This window comes from Sphingomonas sp. EC-HK361 (genome assembly GCF_902498785.1).
In the GTDB taxonomy this organism is placed as follows: Bacteria; Pseudomonadota; Alphaproteobacteria; order Sphingomonadales; family Sphingomonadaceae; genus Sphingomonas.
Genome location: NZ_LR701493.1, coordinates 616,603 through 634,116, shown reverse-complemented (window position 1 = coordinate 634,116; position 17,514 = coordinate 616,603). Strand labels below are relative to the sequence as shown.

Annotated in this window: 12 protein-coding genes; 4 read left to right on the top strand and 8 right to left on the bottom strand. The window is 67.8% G+C overall.

Annotated elements, in window-relative coordinates:
• Positions 1-34: 34 nt before the first annotated feature.
• Positions 35-3,058 carry a TonB-dependent receptor gene (locus BOS5A_RS04435; RefSeq protein ID WP_151953979.1) on the bottom strand — a complete coding sequence of 1,008 codons (3,024 nt, stop codon included), beginning with the start codon at positions 3,056-3,058 and terminating at the stop codon, positions 35-37.
• Between the two features lie 196 nt (positions 3,059-3,254).
• Here BOS5A_RS04435 and BOS5A_RS04430 point away from each other — a divergent pair, with 196 nt between their 5' ends.
• Together BOS5A_RS04430 and BOS5A_RS04425 are read left to right on the top strand one after the other, a co-directional pair.
• Positions 3,255-5,513 (top strand): beta-glucosidase, encoded by a 2,259-nt coding sequence (locus BOS5A_RS04430; protein WP_151953978.1) that lies wholly within the window; start codon positions 3,255-3,257, stop codon positions 5,511-5,513.
• A 51-nt stretch (positions 5,514-5,564) separates the two neighbouring features.
• Positions 5,565-6,800, top strand: coding sequence for an MFS transporter (locus BOS5A_RS04425; RefSeq protein ID WP_151953977.1), 1,236 nt, complete (start codon positions 5,565-5,567; stop codon positions 6,798-6,800).
• A gap of 27 nt (positions 6,801-6,827) precedes the next feature.
• Here the strand turns inward: BOS5A_RS04425 and BOS5A_RS04420 are convergent, their stop codons facing one another.
• From BOS5A_RS04420 to BOS5A_RS04405, 4 genes are all read right to left on the bottom strand, one after another.
• Positions 6,828-7,667, bottom strand: coding sequence for a glycoside hydrolase family 16 protein (locus BOS5A_RS04420; RefSeq protein WP_151953976.1), 840 nt, complete (start codon positions 7,665-7,667; stop codon positions 6,828-6,830).
• A gap of 27 nt (positions 7,668-7,694) precedes the next feature.
• A complete protein-coding gene (locus BOS5A_RS04415) occupies positions 7,695-9,086 on the bottom strand; it encodes a glycoside hydrolase family 30 protein (protein ID WP_151953975.1) in 1,392 nt (463 codons plus the stop codon).
• The gene (locus BOS5A_RS04410; protein ID WP_151953974.1) at positions 9,083-11,347 is read right to left on the bottom strand and encodes a beta-glucosidase family protein; all 2,265 of its coding nucleotides are present in this window, start codon (positions 11,345-11,347) and stop codon (positions 9,083-9,085) included. The genes BOS5A_RS04415 and BOS5A_RS04410 overlap by 4 nt, the downstream gene beginning before the upstream one ends.
• 83 nt (positions 11,348-11,430) lie before the next feature.
• Positions 11,431-12,021 carry a TetR/AcrR family transcriptional regulator gene (locus BOS5A_RS04405; RefSeq protein ID WP_234419196.1) on the bottom strand — a complete coding sequence of 197 codons (591 nt, stop codon included), beginning with the start codon at positions 12,019-12,021 and terminating at the stop codon, positions 11,431-11,433.
• A gap of 64 nt (positions 12,022-12,085) precedes the next feature.
• Here BOS5A_RS04405 and BOS5A_RS04400 point away from each other — a divergent pair, with 64 nt between their 5' ends.
• Complete coding sequence (locus tag BOS5A_RS04400) at positions 12,086-12,970, top strand: SDR family oxidoreductase (RefSeq protein ID WP_151953973.1); 885 nt, start codon at positions 12,086-12,088, stop codon at positions 12,968-12,970.
• A 48-nt stretch (positions 12,971-13,018) separates the two neighbouring features.
• Here BOS5A_RS04400 and BOS5A_RS04395 read toward each other — a convergent pair whose 3' ends face one another.
• Both BOS5A_RS04395 and BOS5A_RS04390 read right to left on the bottom strand, forming a co-directional pair.
• Positions 13,019-14,110, bottom strand: a complete 1,092-nt coding sequence (locus BOS5A_RS04395) for a LacI family DNA-binding transcriptional regulator (protein WP_199857197.1) — start codon at positions 14,108-14,110, stop codon at positions 13,019-13,021.
• Between the two features lie 22 nt (positions 14,111-14,132).
• The gene (locus tag BOS5A_RS04390) at positions 14,133-14,807 is read right to left on the bottom strand and encodes a DUF6445 family protein (RefSeq protein WP_151953972.1); all 675 of its coding nucleotides are present in this window, start codon (positions 14,805-14,807) and stop codon (positions 14,133-14,135) included.
• 29 nt (positions 14,808-14,836) lie between these two features.
• Here BOS5A_RS04390 and BOS5A_RS04385 point away from each other — a divergent pair, with 29 nt between their 5' ends.
• Complete coding sequence (locus BOS5A_RS04385) at positions 14,837-15,871, top strand: cupin-like domain-containing protein (RefSeq protein ID WP_234419195.1); 1,035 nt, start codon at positions 14,837-14,839, stop codon at positions 15,869-15,871.
• On the opposite strand, the gene BOS5A_RS04380 is transcribed toward BOS5A_RS04385, so the two are convergent.
• A complete protein-coding gene (locus tag BOS5A_RS04380) occupies positions 15,825-17,384 on the bottom strand; it encodes a tryptophan halogenase family protein (protein ID WP_151953971.1) in 1,560 nt (519 codons plus the stop codon). The genes BOS5A_RS04385 and BOS5A_RS04380 overlap by 47 nt on opposite strands.
• Positions 17,385-17,514 lie beyond the last annotated feature (130 nt).

The following is a 17,514-nucleotide window of genomic DNA, read 5'->3' as shown; positions in this document are numbered from 1 at the left end:
CAGCCTCCCGATGGGAAGCTGGCTCATAGGGGACTCAGAAAGTGAAACGCACGCCCGCCGAATACCGCGCATCCTGCTTCGTGGAGAAGAAGACGTTGCGGTCGGAGCGCAAATGGCCGCGGCGGTCGGTGCCGGTCAGGTTGATGCCTTCCGCGAACACCGCGACATTGGGGGTGATCGCGTAGCTCGCGCTCGCATCGAGCTGGCCGTAGCTCTCGATATAATAGGGGTTGATCCCCGACCCCGAGAGATACTCCGCGCGCCAGTTATACGCCGCGCGCGCCTGAATGCCGTATTTGTCGAAGAACAGCACCGCGTTGGCGCTGTCCGACAGGCCGGTGATCGCGAACTGCGAGATACTGGCCGGCAGGGTGTTGTCGTATTTCCGGTTGCCGTTGACGATCGTGTAATTGAGGATCGTGCCGAAGCCGGTGTTCCAGAAATTGTGCTGGATGGCGAATTCGAAGCCGTCGACCGCCGCAGTCTGATCGCTGTTGAACGGCGTCGAGATCACGAAGTTGACCAGCGGATCGTTCGGCTGGCCGAGGATCGTGACCGGATTGCCCTGTGCGTCACGCGTCACCGTGTTCGGGAAATTCACCCCGATATAATCGCGGATCTGGGCGAAGGTGGCATTCGCGCCCAGTGCCGCAAGCGCAGCCTGATAGCGCGGGCCACCCACCGGCGTCGTCAGCCCGAACGCCGGCGTGTTCACCTGTGTCACGCCGATATAGTTCGACACGTTCTTGTGGAAATAGCCGACCGAAATGTAGCTTTCGTTGCCGTAATACCATTCCGCCGACAGATCGATATTCTTCGATTTGTAGGGGATGAGGCCCGGATTGCCCTGCTGGCCCGTGCCTCCGCCGACGCGGAACAGTGTGTCGAGCGTACGCCCGCCCTGCAGGCTGCCGTAATCGGCGCGGGTGATCGTATGGCTGTACGATGCGCGCAGCTTGACGCCGTCGAGCGGCTCGATGTCGAAATCGACCGAGGGCAGCCAGTTCTGGTAATGCCCCTTGAAGGTCGTGAAGCCGCTGCCCGAGTACAGGACGTTGAATTCATTCTGCGAATTCTGGCGCGTGCCGACCGGGGTCGGCACCAGGGCCGACGAATTGATGACCGTGTCTTCCCACCGAACCCCGGCGATCAGATGCCCGGGCCGCGAGAACATGTCGAACTTGCCGTTGAACTGGAAATAGGGCGAGATCGTCTTTTCGTGGATACGCCTGTCGGTCGTATAGGGTGTGCGGCAGTCGTTATCGCCGCCGCAGATGCCGTAGGCCGCGTCGAGGATCGACACCATGCGCGGCAGATTGAACGAATAGAAGGACTGGACGATCGACGGATCGTTCGCGCCGCTGATGCCGGAGAACTTGTCCGGGATGCTGACGAGCTGGAAGATATCGTCCGGCACGAGTGCCGCCGCCGCCGCACGCTGCGCCGCGCTGTCGCCGCCGGTGCCGCCCCAGGTATCGTTCTGCAGGACGCCGTAGGCCGAGCGCACCTTGTTGTCGGTGAACTCGAATCCCCAGTCGAGGCTGTCGAGAAAACCCTGATCGTGGTCGTAATGGCCGCTCACGCGGACCTGGTTGATCTCGTCGCGGAAATAGGAATTGCGGAACGCGTTGCCGGTTGGGACGATCAGCGCCTTGTTGAGCGGATCGATCCCCGGATACATGTTGAACGAGATGACCGGCAGGTCGTGATCGAAATTGATCGTCTGGTTCTGGACCCCGAAGATCGCGGTGCCGACCGAGTTGCTGTTGCCGTATTTGTTGTTCGGCTTCGACTCCGCGGTCGAGTGATGCGCGTCGAGCGTCATCGTCACGCCGCCCGGCGCCTTCCATTCCAGATTGCCGCCGATCGACTTGTTCTCGCTGCGCGCAGACGTCTGCGCGGCCGAATAGGCGAGGTCCTTGGCCTCGGCAGCGGTGAAGCGCTCGGTGTAGAAGATCGGCCCCGCGACCGGCCCGTCGGTCCATGCGCTCGACGTGTCGTTATGGTTGTACCAGATGCCGACGCTGTTATCGCGAATGTCGACGGTGTTGCGCGAATAGGTGTAGTCGACCGTCGCGGTCAGGCTGTCGGTGGGGCGGAATTGCAGCACCGCCTGGCCGTTGATCCGCTCCCGCCGGCCATTGACCACGTCATAGCCAGCATTCTGCGGCACCTGATAGACGTCGGTCGCGTCGGGCCGGTTGGTGATGTTGGCATAGCGCGGATCGCCGGGCTGCGCGAGCGAACCCCAGTTGTTTTCCGACCCCAGATAGCCGTCGCGCCAGCCGACATTCGCCTGGTTCACGCTGAAATGACGCTTCTGATACGCGCCCGTGATGAGCACACCGATCCGGTCGTCGGCGAAGGTGTCGGAAAAGATCCCTGAGACTTCCGGCGTGATATCGTTCTTGCCGTTCTGCGACGTATCCACGACGCCGCGCGCCGACAGCGAGCCGCGCAGCCCCATCTTGTCGAACGGGCGCGGCGTGCGGATGTTGATGGTCGAACCGATGCCGCCCGAGGGCACGGTCGCGCGGCCGGACTTGTAGACCTCGAGCGCGGCGACGCCTTCAGATGCCAGGTTTGCGAAATCGAACGAGCGCGAGACCGGCGCGCTGTTGCCGTCGCCGATGACCGATGTCGGCATCTGGCGGCCGTTCAACACGACGAGGTTATATTCGGGGCCGAAGCCGCGGACGGTGACGAACTGCCCCTCGCCGTTGGAACGATCGATCGACACGCCGGTGATGCGCTGGAGCGACTCGGCGAGGTTCGTGTCCGGAAACTTGCCGATATCTTCGGCCGAGATCGCATCGACGACGCCCTGCGCGTTGCGCTTCAGATTGATCGATTCGCGCAGCGAGGCACGGATGCCGGTAACGACGATGTCGTCGCCTGCCTGATCCGTAGGGGTCTGCGGATCGGTCTGCGAGGGGCCGGGATTGCCGACTGTGGCGGCGGCATCCTGCGCGGCGGCAATGCCGGGCGCCGCGACAAGCGCGAAGGTGGAAACGCCGATGGCCAGTTGCGAAAGCAGGCGAGCGTGGACGCTGCGCATAAAATCCTCCCCTTCGAATCCCTGTCAGGCGCAGCTGCCCCGCGCTCATTGAGAACGTTCACTTCTTCGATTTCGGCGATTCTGTCAAGGGAGATAATCGCTGGAATTCCGCGGTTGTGAACGTTCCCTGAGTATGCTTTGACCTTCCCCGAGAAACGCGCGGCGCAAACCGTCGGCACACCAAGGGGAGGATGGGATGAAGAAGCGGGTCATGGCAGCATTGGCGACCGCGAGCCTGATCGTCGGCTGGGCGTCGGGCGTTGGCGTGGCGCAGACCGCGTCGCCCACCAGCAGCGCCGCCCAAGATGGCGCCCGTGCCCGCGCCGACGCGATCGTCGCACGGATGACTCTCGACGAGAAGATCGCGCTTCTCCACGGCCTGTTCCCGCCGATGGCGAAGGGCAAGACCGCGAACACGCTCATCCCGTCCGCGGGCCATATCGACGGCATCCCCCGGCTCGGCGTGCCGCTGGTGCGCGAAAGCGATGCCTCGCTCGGCGTCGCCAACCAGATCGAGCAGCGCAAGGGCGACGTCGCGACCGCGCTGCCTTCCAGCCTCGCGACCGCGGCGACCTTCGATCCCGAGATCGCGCGCGCGGGCGGCGCGATGATCGGCGCGGAAGCGCGTGCGAAACGCTTCAACGTGCTGCTCGCCGGCGGCGTGAACCTGACGCGCGATCCGTGGAATGGGCGCAACTTCGAATATCTGGGCGAGGATCCGCTTCTCGCCGGCACCCTCGCGGGCGCGCATATCGCCGGCGTCCAGTCGAACCGCATCGTCTCCACGATCAAGCATTTCGCGCTCAATTCGCAGGAAACCGGGCGGATGGTCGCGGATGCGCGGATCGGCGAGGCGGCGCTTCGGATGAGCGACCTGCTCGCCTTCCAGATCGCGATCGAGCGCGGACACCCCGCGTCCGTCATGTGCGCCTACAACAAGGTGAACGGCGACTGGGCGTGTGAGAACGACCATCTGCTGAACGACGTGCTGAAACGCGACTGGGGCTATCCCGGCTGGGTCATGAGCGACTGGGGCGCGGTGCATTCCACCGCCAAGGCCGCGAATGCCGGGCTCGACCAGCAATCGGGGCAGGAGCTCGACAAGGCGATGTATTTCGCCGCGCCGCTGAAGGCCGCGGTCGAAGCCGGGCAGGTGTCGAAAGCGCGGCTCGACGACATGGTCGCGCGCTATCTTACGGGGCTCATCGCGACCGGCGCCTATGACACGCCGACGCCAGCCACGCCCGCGGCGATTCCCTATGCGCGCCATGCCGAGGTCGCCGAGCGCGCGGCCGAGGCCGGCATCGTCCTGCTGAAGAACGACCGCAACGTCCTGCCGCTCGCGGCCTCGGCGAAACGCATCGTCGTGATCGGCGGGCGCGCCGATGTCGGCGTGCTGTCGGGCGGTGGATCGAGCCAGGTCCGCTCGGTCGGCGGCGCGCCGGTCGAGATTCCGCTCGCGACCGGCGCGGCCTCGTCCTTCGCGCGGATCACCTACCACGCCTCCTCGCCGCTCAAGGCTCTGCGCGCGGCGCTGCCGAAGGCGCGGATCACCTTCGTCGACGGGCTCGACCCGGCAAAGGCAGCCGCCGCGGCGCGCGGCGCGGACATGGCGATCGTCTTCGCCACCCAGTGGACGACCGAGGCGCAGGACGTCGCTGATCTTTCGCTACCCTATCATCAGGATGCGCTGATCGCGGCAGTCGCGGCGGCGCAGCCCAACAGCGCGGTCGTCCTCGAGACCGGCGGGCCGGTGCTCATGCCGTGGCTGTCGCAGGTGCCGGCGGTCGTCCAGGCCTGGTACCCAGGGCAGCGCGGCGGCGAGGCGATCGCGGGCGTGCTCACCGGCCGGATCAATCCCTCGGGACGCCTGCCGATCACCTTCCCCGCCGACCGCCGCCAGGCGCCGCGCGCCGCGCCGGTCGGCCTCGACACGCTGAACAGCCTGGAGGTGCAGGCGGCGGCGAACCCGGCCAATGCGTCGAGCTTCGAACTCAAGAGCTTCCCGATCGACTATGTCGAGGGCGCCGATGTCGGCTATCGCTGGTACGAGCGCCAGCACCAGACGCCGCTCTTCGCCTTCGGCCACGGCCTCAGCTACACCGACTTTGCTTATCGCAACCCGGTCGTCACCGGAGGCGCGTCCCTGACCGTCAGCGTCGAGGTGGTGAACACCGGCAAGCGCGCCGGCACCGACGTGCCGCAGATCTACGTCACGCGCGAAGGGAGCGATGCGCCGATGCGGCTCGCCGCCTTCACCCGCGTGACGCTGAACCCCGGCGAAGCGCGGCGTGTGACGCTGACCGCCGAACCGCGCATCGTCGCCGATTATGACGCGAAGCTGCCCGGCTGGCGCATCACGCCCGGTCGCTACCGCGTGGCAGTCGCGCGCGACGCGACCGACCGGACGATGGTGTCGGACGTCACGCTCGACGGGACGACGATGAAGCCCTGATCGCAGGGGCGGTTGCCGGGCGGGAGGATCGCGGGCAGGGTCTGCGCGCCGATGACCCTTGCCCCCCTCGCCTCCATCCCGCCGACCGCACGACCGTCGCTGCGCTCGGGCGCGTTCCTGATGATCTTCGCACTCGCCAATGTCGGCGGGGTCATCGCCTATATGCCGCTCCTGACCCTGCTGCTGCCGTTGCGCATCGAGGCGCTGAGCGGCGACGCACGCATCGGTGTCATCAGCGCATGCGTGACGGCGGGCGCGGTGGCGGCGAGCCTGTCCAATATCCTGTTCGGCTGGCTGAGCGACCGGTCGGTGCGCAGCGGCGGCGGGCGGCGCGGCTGGATGGCGGCCGGCGTCGTGCTGACCGCAATCAGCTACGCCGGCGTCGAGCTCGCGCGCACCCCGGTCGAGATCGTCGCCGCGGTCGTCCTGTTCCAGTTCGCGGTCAACGCGCTCCTTGCCCCTATGATGCCGATCATGGCGGAGGAAATTCCCGATGCGCAAAAGGGGCTCGCCGGAGGGCTTCTGGCGCTCGCAAGCCCCGCCGCCTCCGCCGTCTCCGCCACGCTCGTCACCGCGACCTTCCTGCCCGACGCGTCGCGCTTCGCCATCGTCGCGCTGATCGCGAGCGTGTGCGTGACGCCGCTGATCCTGTCGCGGCGGCGCACGATCGTGGCCGGATCGGTCGCCGCCGATCCGCTCGCCGTCGCACCCATGCCGCCGCGCCGCGACCTCGTCATCGCAGGGTGCGCCCGCCTGCTCGTCCAGATCGCTGGCGTCGTCGCGCAGGGCTATCTGCTCTATTATTTCGAAAGCATCCTGCCGGCTGCGGACCGGCGCGCGCTGCCGGCGCAGGTCGGGCAGCTGCTGACCATCGCCTTCATCGTCCCGCTGCCCCTCGCGTTGCTGATGGGGCGGCTGTCCGATCGCACGGGGCGGCGCAAGCCGTTCCTGCTGCTGGCCGCAGGGATCGCCGCGACCGGGCTGATCGGCATGGCGGTCGCGACCGACTGGCGCGGCGGGGCGATCGCCTTCACCGTCTATGCCGCGGGATCGGCGGTGTTCGCCGCGCTCCATTCGGCCTTCGCGATGCAGCTCCTGCCCGACCCGGAATGGCGCGGGCGCGATCTCGGGCTGTTCAACCTCGCCAACACATTGCCGTCGCTCGTCGGCCCGGCGCTCGCCTGGACGCTGGCGACGCCGAGCGACTTCGGCACGGTGATGGTCGCGCTGGCCGGGCTGACGCTATGCGGGGGGCTCGGGATGCTCGGCGTGCGCGCCTGGCGGTAGCGCGCCTCTGAATCCGGCCGGGCCGCGCTACCGGTCCCGCCGCTCCCAGAACCGCACATAGTCGACCGCCATACGCTGCGGCAGCGCGGCGTCGTCGATGCCGCGCGCGCCGCCCCAGTCGCCGCCGACCGCCACGTTCAAAATCATCTGGAACGGCCGGGTGAAGGGCCACGCCGCCGCGCCGCCGGGCTGGTCGTTGGCGACGCGCATATAGGCGCGGTCGTCGATGCCGATCAGGATCGCGTCGGGTCGCCAGTCGAGCTGGTAGCGGTGAAACTGCGTGCACGCGCTCGGCACCGTCACCTGCGCCCCGCGCTGGGTGCCCTTGGCGTGGTTGAACGCCTCGGTATGCAGCGTCGCGTGGACGACGTTGGGGTCCCAGCCGACCATCTCCATGATGTCGATCTCGCCCATCGCCGGCCAGTCGCCGCTGGACGGCAGCATCCAGATTGCGGGCCAGGTGCCGCGACCGCACGGCACCTTCGCGCGGATTTCGTAGAAGCCGTAGCCCAGCGCCTGCCGGCTCACGAGCTTCGCGGACGTGTAGGCCTGCCCGCCCCAATCCGGCGCGCGCGCCTTGGACAGCGCTTCCGCGCGCGCCTCGATCACCAGCGCGCCGTCCTTCGTGCGCGCGTTGGCGGCGCTGTAATATTGCTTTTCGTTGTTCGCCCACCCCGTTGCATTGCGTGAGGTGTCGAAGCGCCATTTCGTGCGGTCGATGGTGGGCGCGGAAAACTCGTCCGCGAAGGTTGGGCGACCGCGCGGCGCCGCGATCGGCAGATCGACATGGTGCGCCGACGCCCCCAGGGTCGGTGGCGGCGTCGCGGGCGGGTTCGCAGCCTGAGCCGCGAGCAGGATCAGCAGCATCCTCGTCCTCCTGTTCGTTCTCCCGCCTCAGGTCGCGGGCGCCATCCTGATCGTCACGGCGGCGCCCGCCGGCAGCCGCAGCCCGGCGGCGCTTCGGCCAAGCGTAACCGCAAGCGCACGCGGCGTCTTGCCGGGATTGTAGGCGAGCAGCACGGTCGATCCGTCCGGGTTGCGGAAGGCGACTGTCTCGACCACGCCGGACACCGTCGTCGCCGCGATCCGCACCGCGCCGGGCACCACGAAACGGCTGAGATGGCCGAGCGCATAATATTCCAGATTGCGGGTCACCACACCGGTCTTCGGATCGATCGTGACGACCCCGCGGCAATTGCCGCAACCGCCCTTGTGGGGTCCGCCTGCGGGGTCGAGCGCGAGGTTCCAGAGGAGGACGCCCTTCGCCCAGTTGCGGGTCGATCCGATCATAAGGTTGCGGACCGCGTCCGAGAAGCCCGCTTGCCAGCCGGGGCGCCAGCCGCCGCCGGAGCATTCGGTGAAGAACGTTTCCTTGTCGGGGTGCGCGGCGTGGACCCTGGCTTGCGCGGACACATCGCCGCCGTAGCAGTGCCAGGCGACGCCTTTCAGGAAACGCGCGGCGGCGGGATCGGCGAGTGCGGTGAGGGGCTGCTGGGGCTGGTCCCAATTATGGTCCCATTCGAGGATCGCGGTGTCGATCTTCGCCTCGGCGAGTGCGGGGCCGAGGTGCCGGCCGACGAAGCGCGCGCGGTCGGCGGCGGGCCATTTCATGCCGGGATAGCTATCTGGCGAGAAATCGGGCTCGTTCTGGATGGTGAGGTAGCGGATCGGCACGCCCTCGGCCGCATAGGCCTGCAGGTAGCGGACGAAGTAGCGGGCGTAGGGGGCGTAGGCGTCGGGGCGCAGCGTGCCGCCGATCAGCGCATCGCCGGTCTTCATCCAGCCGGGCGGGCTCCACGGGCTGGCCATGACGACGAGGCGGGGGTTGATGGCGAGCGCTTGCTTGACGACGGGGAGGACATTGGCGCGGTTGGGTTGAATCGAGAAGCGGCGCAGGTCCGGGTCGCGCTGGCCGGGGGGCATGTCGTCGAAGCTGTAATGGGTGGGCGAGAAGTCCGAGGCGCCCATCGTCAGGCGGGTGAAGCCGAGCGCGAGCTGGCCGGGGGCGGTGCCGAACAGATCGCGCATCAGCGCGGTGCGCTGGGCGGGCTTCATGTTGGCGATGAGGATGCCGGAGGCGTCGGTGATCGCGGCGCCGAAGCCGACCATCGTCTGGAAGCGCTGCTTGGGGTCGATGACGATCCGCAGTGCGTTCGGGGCGGGCGGGGTGAGCGCGACGCGGGCGAGGCGCTGCTTGCCGTCGCCCGTGGTAAGCCACGCCTCTGCCGTGCGCGGCGCGGGCGCAGCGCCGATCGCGAGGAGCGCGGCGGCGGCGAGGATCCTCATGGCTTCATCCGGATGTCGGTGAGCGTGGCGCTGCCCTTCAGCGCGGCGTCGCCGGCGTAGTGACCGACGGTGATGGGGTAGTTGCCCGCGGCGACGTGCCAGCCGGGTTGGGCCGGGTCGTAATCGGCGATGACGCGGGAATCGACGGTGACGTTGACCTCCTTCGTCTCGCCGGGGGCGAGATCGACGCGCTGGAAGCCGATAAGGCGGGTCGTCGCGCCGCCGCGCTTGCCCGCGAGCGCATAGACCTGCGGCGAGTCGGCGCCGGCGACCTTGCCGGTGTTGGTGACGGTGAAGCGGACGCGTAGCGTATCGCCGCCCTCCACCTTCAATCCGGCATAGCGGAAGTTGGTGTAGGAGAGGCCGTAGCCGAAGGGGAAGAGCGGCTTCGTGCCCGATTTGAGATAGCCGCGGTAACCGACCGCCGCGCCTTCGGTGTAGGGCACGGTGACCTCGGCGTCGCGATCGACCATGCCGTAGGTACTGCCCGCTTTCCGGCGCGCATCGACCGCTTTCATGTCGGCGAGGCCCGGGATGGTCGCGCGCGGGGCCTGGGCGGCGCTGGCGGGGAAGGTCATCGGCAGCTTGCCCGAGGGGTTGACCGCGCCGAAGAGGATGTTCGCGATCGCTGGCCCGCCGCGCTGGCCGGGATACCAGGCCTGGAGGACCGCGGGGACCTTCGCGAGCCACGGCATCAGGACCGGGCCGCCGGTTTCCAGCACCACCACCGCGCGCTTGTTGGCGGCGGCGACCGCGTCGATGAGCGCGTCCTGATTGTCGGGGAGCGACAGCGTCTCGATATCCTGCGCCTCGGTGCGCCACTGCCAGGCGAAGACGATCGCGAGGTCGGCGGCCTTGGCCGCGCGCGCGGCGGCGGCAGGATCGCGGCCGTCGATGTAGGTGACCTCTGCGCCCGGGGCCATCGCCCTGATCGCGGCGAGTGGCGAGGAGGCATGCCAGGTCACCCGCGCGAAGGAGGAGGCCGCGCCCTCGGTCAGCGGAATCTCGACCGGCGCGCCGCCGACCGAGCGGACCTGGCTCGATCCGCCGCCCGACAGCACGCCGACATCGGCATGTGCGCCGATGAGGACGATGCGCTTCGCGGTCTTCGCGAGCGGCAGGAGATTGCCGTCATTCTTCAGGAGCACGCTGCCCTTCTCGGCGACTTCCTGCGCGACCTTGGCGTGCGCGGCGTAATCGATCGGCAGCGGCGCAGTGGTGGGGACGGGGTTGTCGATCAGCCCGGTCGAGACGACGCCCCACAGGATGCGGCGGTTCATGTCGGTGAGGCGTGCGGCCGATACGCTGCCATCGGCCAGCGCCTTCGCCAGCGACGCGCCGTAGAACATCGCCTTGTCGAGCTCGCGTCCCGATTGCTGATCCAGCCCGGCATTCGCGGCCTTTACCGTCGAGTGAACCGCGCCCCAGTCGGACATTACCCAGCCCTTATAGCCCCAGTCGCGCTTCAGGACCTTGTTGAGCAGGAAGTCGTTCTCGCACGCCCAGTCGCCATCGACCTTGTTGTAGGAGCACATGACCGAGCCGGGCTGGCCGCGCTCGATCGCGATCTGGAAGGCGAGCAGGTCGCTCTCGCGCAGATCCGCCTCGCCGATTGTCGCGTCGGTGGTGGTGCGCAGCGTTTCCTGCGGGTTGAGCGCGAAATGCTTCACCGTCGAGACGATGTGGTTGGACTGCACGCCGCGGATCGACTCCCCGGCCATGATGCCGGCGAGCAGCGGGTCTTCCCCCAGATATTCGAAGGTCCGCCCGCCCCACGGATCGCGCGTCAGGTTGACGCCGCCGGCGAGGAGCACGTTGAAGGTCTTCGCCCGCGCCTCCGCCCCGATCATCGCCCCGCCGCGATACGCGAGATCGGGATCGAAGCTGGCGGCGAGCGCGAGGCTGGCGGGCAGCGCGGTCGCGACGTCGCCCTTGCGCTGTTCGATCTGGTTGGCGACGCCGAGGCTGGCATCGCTTTCCCTTAGCGTCGGGATGCCGAGCCGGGGGACGCCGGGGACATAGCCTGCCGACGGGATCATGTCGGCGGGGCGATCTTTCGACAGCGGCGGGAAATAGCCGTGGACGTAACGCAGCTTCTCCGCACGCGTCATCTTGTCGGCAAGGGCGTTGGCGCGGGTTTCGGCGGCGGTGGGGGTGTTGGTTGTGGCGGGCGCGAGCGCATCCTGCGCCGCGGCAGGCATCGACCAACCCAGCGCCATCACCGACGCCGCGATCGACGCGTCACGAGCCTTGCCGAGCATCTTACCCCTCCCGATTATCGCGCGACTTGGAAGCGCTTCCAATGAGAATGCTTTCCGGGTTGAGGGAGCGATTGTCAACCGGGTCAGCAATGCGTAACGATGGCATTGAGTTCACGTTCGGTGAGATCGAGGCGCGCGCCGAGGCCACCCTCCTCGTCATCGAGCCAGGACATGACGGCTTGCGCGAAGGCAGCCATGCCCGTCCTGGCTGCGAGGATAGCGCGAACTTCGGGAACATCCCGCGCCACCAGCGCCTCCGCTAACGCATCCGCCAACACCGCCAGTTTCGCCAGTTCGCGCTCCTGAAGCGCTGGTGTGCCTGCGATGAGCGCCTGCCGCGGTTTGGCGAACGACCGGTTGTTTTCAAGAAGGGGCTGAATCGATCCGAACGCGCGAAAGAGCGTGTCGAGCGGTCCGACATCGTCGGGAATATCACCGATTGCGGCGAGCAGCGCTTCGCGCAGGATGGCTTCGCCGTCGAACAGCACCTCTCGCTTGTCCGGGAAATGGCGGAAGAACGTCCGTTCCGTGACTCCCGCCCGGGCGGCGATCTCGGCCGCCGTCGTGCGGTCATAGCCGTGTTCCTGAAACAACCCCAATGCTGCCTGTTGCAGGCGATCTCTCACGTCGCCGTCCCGGTTTGCCATATCACCGCCCTTGTCAGTGACTGACATGACCATTATGTCAGTCACTGACACGGGTCATAACGGTTTCGTCCCGTGCGGCAAGGAGATTGCGATGCGCGTATTCCTGACAGGTGCCAGTGGCTGGATCGGCTCGATGATCGCCCAAGATCTGCTGGCGGCCGGCCATGCGGTGGTCGGATTGGTGCGGTCTGCGGAGAAGGGCAGCGCACTCAGCGTCGCCGGGGGTACGCCGTTGATCGGCTCGCTCGGCGATCTGGAGACATTGCGGCAGGGTGCGCGGGACGCCGATGGCATCGTCCATACCGCGTTCGGCCTCGATCTGTCGAAGATCGAGCAATTGGCCGAAGAGGAAAGAGCTGCGATCGAGGCCTTTGGCGACGTGTTCGCCGGGTCCGATCGGCCGATCATCGTAACCGGCGGCTTCCTTCACAACGGCCGCACGGCGATCGAGACCGACAGGCCGGCCGTGAGGCCCGGCTTCCCGCGCATGTCGGAGCAGACGGCATTCGCTTTGGCCGAGCGCGGGGTGCACGCGAATGTCGTGCGCAATCCGCGCTCCGTGCACGGCATCGGCGAAAAACATGGTTTCGTGCCGATGCTTGCCGCGGTCGCGCGCAAAAAGGGCGTGTCGGCCTATGTCGGCGACGGACAGAATCGCTGGCCCGCCGTCCACCGCCTGGATTCCGCCACCGTCTACCGCCTGGCACTCGAACGTGGCGCGCGGGGCGAAGCCTATCATGCCGTCGCGGAGGAAGGGATGCCGTATCGCGACATCGCCGATGCTATCGGCCGCCAGCTCGGCTTGCCAGCGAAATCGCTCACGCAGGACGAAGCGGAAACGCACTTCGGCCCCCTGGCGGCCTGGGTCTGCATTGATGGCCCCGCATCGAGTAAGTGGACCAGGCAGACGCTGGGGTGGGCACCCGGGCAGGCCGGGATCGTGCGTGACATCGAACGTCCGGATTATTCCGGGTAGCACGTGGGTCGGGTTACAGGTGAGGCGGCTCAGCTGCGGAACAGCCGCTCACCCCGCCGGCGCCGCCGTCGACTGCCGCGTCATCAGCGCGAAGGGGAGGTATTCCATCGGAGCGGCGTGCCCCCCCTGTCCCCCTTCTCCCCGGCCCTTGCCGCCCGTCGTCAGGCGATCGACCAGGATTTCGACGGCGCGCTGGCTCATGCGCTGGATCGGCTGGTGGATGGTGGTGAGCGGCGGCCAGACCAGGGCGGACACGGGCGTATCGTCGAAGCTCGCGATCGAGAGATCGGCCGGCACCGTCACGCCGAGCTCGTGCGCGGCGAAGAGCGCGCCGACCGCGGTGTCGTCATTGGCGCAGATCACCGCGGTCGGGCGCGGATCGGCGGCGAGGATCGCAGGCATGCTCTCCTTCCCGCCCTTGAACGTGAAGTTGCCGCGCACCGACGTGATCGCGCCTTCGGCCAGACCATAGGCGGCGAGCGCCTGGACAGTGCCGCGATAGCGCTGCTCCGCCGACAGATGGTGCTCCAGCCCCTTGATGAAGCCGAAGCGGCGGTGGCCGAGCGCGAGGAGCGCGGTCGCCAGCGCGAAGCCGGCGGCTTCATCGTCCATCCCCACCCCCGGCGCAGCGCCATGGGTCTGCGGCCCGGGCGAGATGCAGACGACCGCGCGGCCCGTTTTCTCCAGCCGGCGAACGAGCGCGAGGTTGTCGGAGAAAGGCGGGGTCAGGATCGCACCGGCGGAGCGGCTGTCCTCGATCAGTTGCGCGATCTCGTCGGCGAGATCGGGGCGGGTCTGGACGACGCTGTGGATGACGAGGTGGAAGCCGAGCGGCGCGCAGGCCCTGAGCGCGCCGACCTCAAGCGCCGACTGGTAGTAGGAGTTCGGCTCGTTCTCGACGTCCGCGGCACAGATCAGCGCGATCGTGCGCGCGGTGCCGCCGGCAAGGAAGCGCGCCTGGACGTTGACCTGATAGCCAAGCGTCTCGACCGCGGTCAGCACCCGCGCGCGCATCTTCGCGCTGACATTGGGGCCGTCGTTCAGCACCCGCGACACGGTCGTGCGGCCGACGCCGGAAAGCGCCGCGACATCGTCGATCGTCGGCTTGCGATGCGTCAGTTTTTCGTCTCCGTGGGGCATGATCGCTAAGCCTATTGGACGATCAGCGCGCGGTGAGGAAGCTTGCAATCGTCAGCCGCCCGGTGCGCGCGTCGGCGGGCAACTCGATGTCGTTCGGGATCGCGGCGCAGTGGAGCAGGCCCGACCGGTAGAGAATCGCGCGGTTCCACGTCGGCGGCACGGTCGCGATCGTTTCGAAAAGCGGCGAATCCGTGCTGATATAGCCGGGCGGCGGCTCGCCCTGCGTCGCGAACTCGGCGGCGAGCGCATCGAGATAGGCGCGGTGCCGCACTGCATCGATCGTCTCGAACCCGGTCGCGCGGTGGCGAAAGAAGCGCGTGCCGCCAAAGTCGGTGCGCGAGAGATAGTGGACGATCGCGATCCGCCCCGGCTCGACGGAATCGACATGCGGGATGCGCTGGGCAAGCGACAGGTCGGCAGGGTCCGTGGTGGCGAGCGAGAAGAGCGCCCGGTCGACCGCGAGGTGATCGTGATAGCCGAAGACCTTGCGGACCGCCGCCGCGACCAGCCCGCCAACTTGCGCGAAATATTCGGGCGGCGCGGGCGCGCGCGGGCCGGGGTAGAACTCGCCGGCGGCCGCGAGGGTGATCGCAGCCGCGGCGTCGACCAGCGCATCCGGATCAGGCGCGAAGTTATCGATGACGACGATCGGCTCGCCTTCGCCGCCGACGCGCTCCACGCTGACGCTCGGCGTCACCGGCGCTCCGCGCGGTTGACAGTGCTGGGATGAGCGCCGAGCACCACCAGGTCATGCGCGCCATTCCCGAACGCCACGGCGTAACGCCTGCGATCTTCGACGGCGAGGTGCGCCCCGCCGCCGAACCCGTCGTACTGCGCGGCGTGGCGGCCGACTGGGCTGTCGTGCGCGCCGGCGCCCAATGGATGGACTATCTCGCGAGTCTGGCGAACGACACGCCCGTTCCCGTCGTGCGGGCCGCGCCCGAAGCGGAAGGGCGGCTGCATTATGACGCGGGGTTGCGCGGCACGAATTTCGTGCGCGGACCCGATACGCTGGCCGGCTTCCTGCGCGCGCTCGCCGCCGAGGCAGAGCCCGTTCCCGATACGCTGGCAGTGCAGGCGATTAGCGCGGACGCGGTCCTGCCAAGCTTTGCCGCCGCGAACGCGATGCCGCTCGTTCCAGCCGACGCTGCCCCGCGGCTCTGGATCGGCACGCGCGCCCGCGTCGCGATTCACAACGATCCGATGGAGAATGTCGCGGTCGTCGCGGCCGGTCGGCGGCGCTTCACCCTTTTCGCGCCGGAGCAATTGCCCAACCTGTATATGGGGCCGTTCCATTTGACCCCCGCGGGCACGCCGGTGAGCATGGTCCATCTGACCGCGCCCGATCTCGCCCGCTACCCGCGCTTTGCCGACGCGCTGGCGAGCGCGCAGGAGGCGGAGCTCGGGCCGGGGGATGCGCTCTACATTCCCTATGGCTGGTATCACCATGTCGAGGCGCTGGAGCCAGCCAACCTGCTCGTCAATTACTGGTGGAATGCGGCGCGGACTGATGGGGGTTCGCCTTGGGACGCGCTGCTGCATGGTCTGATGACGCTGCGCACCCTGCCCGCCGACCAGCAGCGGCACTGGCGGGCGATGTTCGCGCATTATGTGTTCGCGGGCGATGGCGATCCCGCCGCGCATATCCCGCCGCATGCGCGCGGCATCCTGGCGGCGACGGACCCGCGCGACGTAGCGCAGATGCGCCGGGAGCTTATCGCGCGGCTGCAAAGCCCGGCACCGGGCGCGCCGAAGCGGTAAGTGGGCGCGCGGGGCAGGTCTTCGCGACATACTCCGCATGGGTGGGCATCACCTCGACGCAGCGCGCGATGACCTGTTCGATGTTGCCGAGGAACGCCGCGATCTCGTCGGGGGACTTGGCGTCGACGAGCGGGTCGTAGCCGCGCGGGATGATCCCTTGGCCAATGAAGACCTGGATCCAGCTTTCCTCGGCGAACAGCTCGTCATCTTCGCGGAAGATGCGCCCGTTTGCGGCGAAGAGATCGATCTTGCGCTGGAGGGTCGCAGGCACGGCCATGTCGCGGACGTGGCGCCAGAACGGCGTGTCGCCGCGCTCGGTCGCCTTGTAGTGGAGGATGATGAAGTCGCGGATGCGTTCGTACTCGAAATCGGTCTGGCGGTTGAACTCGGCGATGTTGGCGGCATCGAACCCGGCATCGGGAAGCAGCCGGACGAGGCGCAGGATCGCGGACTGGATGAGGTGGAGGCCGGTCGATTCCAGAGGTTCCAGGAAGCCGCCCGCCAGGCCGATCGCGACGCAGTTCTTCACCCAGGCTTGCGTACGCTTGCCCGGCACGAAGCGCAGGCGGCGGGGGTCTCCGGCGGCGGGGGCGTCGAGCGTGTCGAGCAGGATCGCCTCGGCCTCCGCGTCGTTCATCCAGCGGCTGGCATAGACATGGCCGTTGCCGGTGCGGTGCTGGAGCGGGATGCGCCACTGCCAGCCGGCGGGGCGCGCGGTGGAGCGGGTGTAGGGGGTGAAATCGTCGGAGCGCTCGGACGGCACCGCGACCGCGCGGTCGCAGGGGAGCCAGTGGCTCCAATCGTCATAGCCCGCGCCCAGCGCCTCGGCGATGATGAGTCCGCGAAAGCCCGAGCAATCGATGAAGAGGTCGGCCTCGATCGTCTCGCCGTCCGCCATCGTGATCGAGCGGACGAATCCGCTTTCTGGGCCGTCCTCGGGCGCGAGCGTGACCGTGGCGATCTTTCCCTCACGCCGCTGCACGCCTCGCGCCTGGGCGTAGTCGGCGAGATAGGCGGCGTAGAGGCCGGCGTCGAAATGGAAGGCGTTGGCGATCTGGCCGATCGGCGATTGCGGCTGATCGGGGCGCGCACGCATGAACTTGTTGTGGTGGACGGCGGCGGTGTTGATCGAGAAATGGTCGAGGGCGCTCGCGCGGCCGAGTCCGTGCATCTTCAGCCAATATTGGTGGCAGCGCAGCCATTCCAAGTCCTGGCCGATGACACCGAAGCCGTGGGTGTAACTGCTGCCCGGGCGCAGCCAGTCGATGAAGCGGATGCCGAGCTTGAAGGTGCCCTGGGTGCGTTGGAGAAATTCATTCTCGTTGAGGCCGAGCAGCTCGTTGAATTTCTTGATCGCGGGGATCGTCGCCTCGCCGACGCCGACGGTGCCGATTGCGTCGGATTCGACGAGGATGATCTCGTACAGCCCCTGGAACAGCCGGCTCATCATCGCGGCCGTCATCCACCCGGCCGAGCCGCCGCCAGCGATGAGGATGCGTTTGAGTTGGTTCATTGGGCCAGCCTAGCCTCGATCGCCATCATCGAAAATCCGCCGCGTCCTTTCTCCGTTTGCCTCGAGCAACCATCGAGCCTGCCGAGATGACGTGTCGAGAGGTCAGCGACACTGGCGAGCCTCTCTCGAT

What these genes read in the sequence shown, in the direction of transcription:
- BOS5A_RS04415 (WP_151953975.1), bottom strand. Translation starts at nt 9,086, where the DNA reads ATGAGGATCCTCGCCGCCGCCGCGCTCCTCGCGATCGGCGCTGCGCCC.
- BOS5A_RS04435 (WP_151953979.1), bottom strand. Translation starts at nt 3,058, where the DNA reads ATGCGCAGCGTCCACGCTCGCCTGCTTTCGCAACTGGCCATCGGCGTT.
- BOS5A_RS04430 (WP_151953978.1), top strand. Translation starts at nt 3,255, where the DNA reads ATGAAGAAGCGGGTCATGGCAGCATTGGCGACCGCGAGCCTGATCGTC.
- BOS5A_RS04400 (WP_151953973.1), top strand. Translation starts at nt 12,086, where the DNA reads ATGCGCGTATTCCTGACAGGTGCCAGTGGCTGGATCGGCTCGATGATC.
- BOS5A_RS04395 (WP_199857197.1), bottom strand. Translation starts at nt 14,110, where the DNA reads ATGCCCCACGGAGACGAAAAACTGACGCATCGCAAGCCGACGATCGAC.
- BOS5A_RS04425 (WP_151953977.1), top strand. Translation starts at nt 5,565, where the DNA reads ATGACCCTTGCCCCCCTCGCCTCCATCCCGCCGACCGCACGACCGTCG.
- BOS5A_RS04405 (WP_234419196.1), bottom strand. Translation starts at nt 12,021, where the DNA reads ATGTCAGTCACTGACAAGGGCGGTGATATGGCAAACCGGGACGGCGAC.
- BOS5A_RS04380 (WP_151953971.1), bottom strand. Translation starts at nt 17,384, where the DNA reads ATGAACCAACTCAAACGCATCCTCATCGCTGGCGGCGGCTCGGCCGGG.
- BOS5A_RS04385 (WP_234419195.1), top strand. Translation starts at nt 14,837, where the DNA reads ATGAGCGCCGAGCACCACCAGGTCATGCGCGCCATTCCCGAACGCCAC.
- BOS5A_RS04420 (WP_151953976.1), bottom strand. Translation starts at nt 7,667, where the DNA reads ATGCTGCTGATCCTGCTCGCGGCTCAGGCTGCGAACCCGCCCGCGACG.
- BOS5A_RS04410 (WP_151953974.1), bottom strand. Translation starts at nt 11,347, where the DNA reads ATGCTCGGCAAGGCTCGTGACGCGTCGATCGCGGCGTCGGTGATGGCG.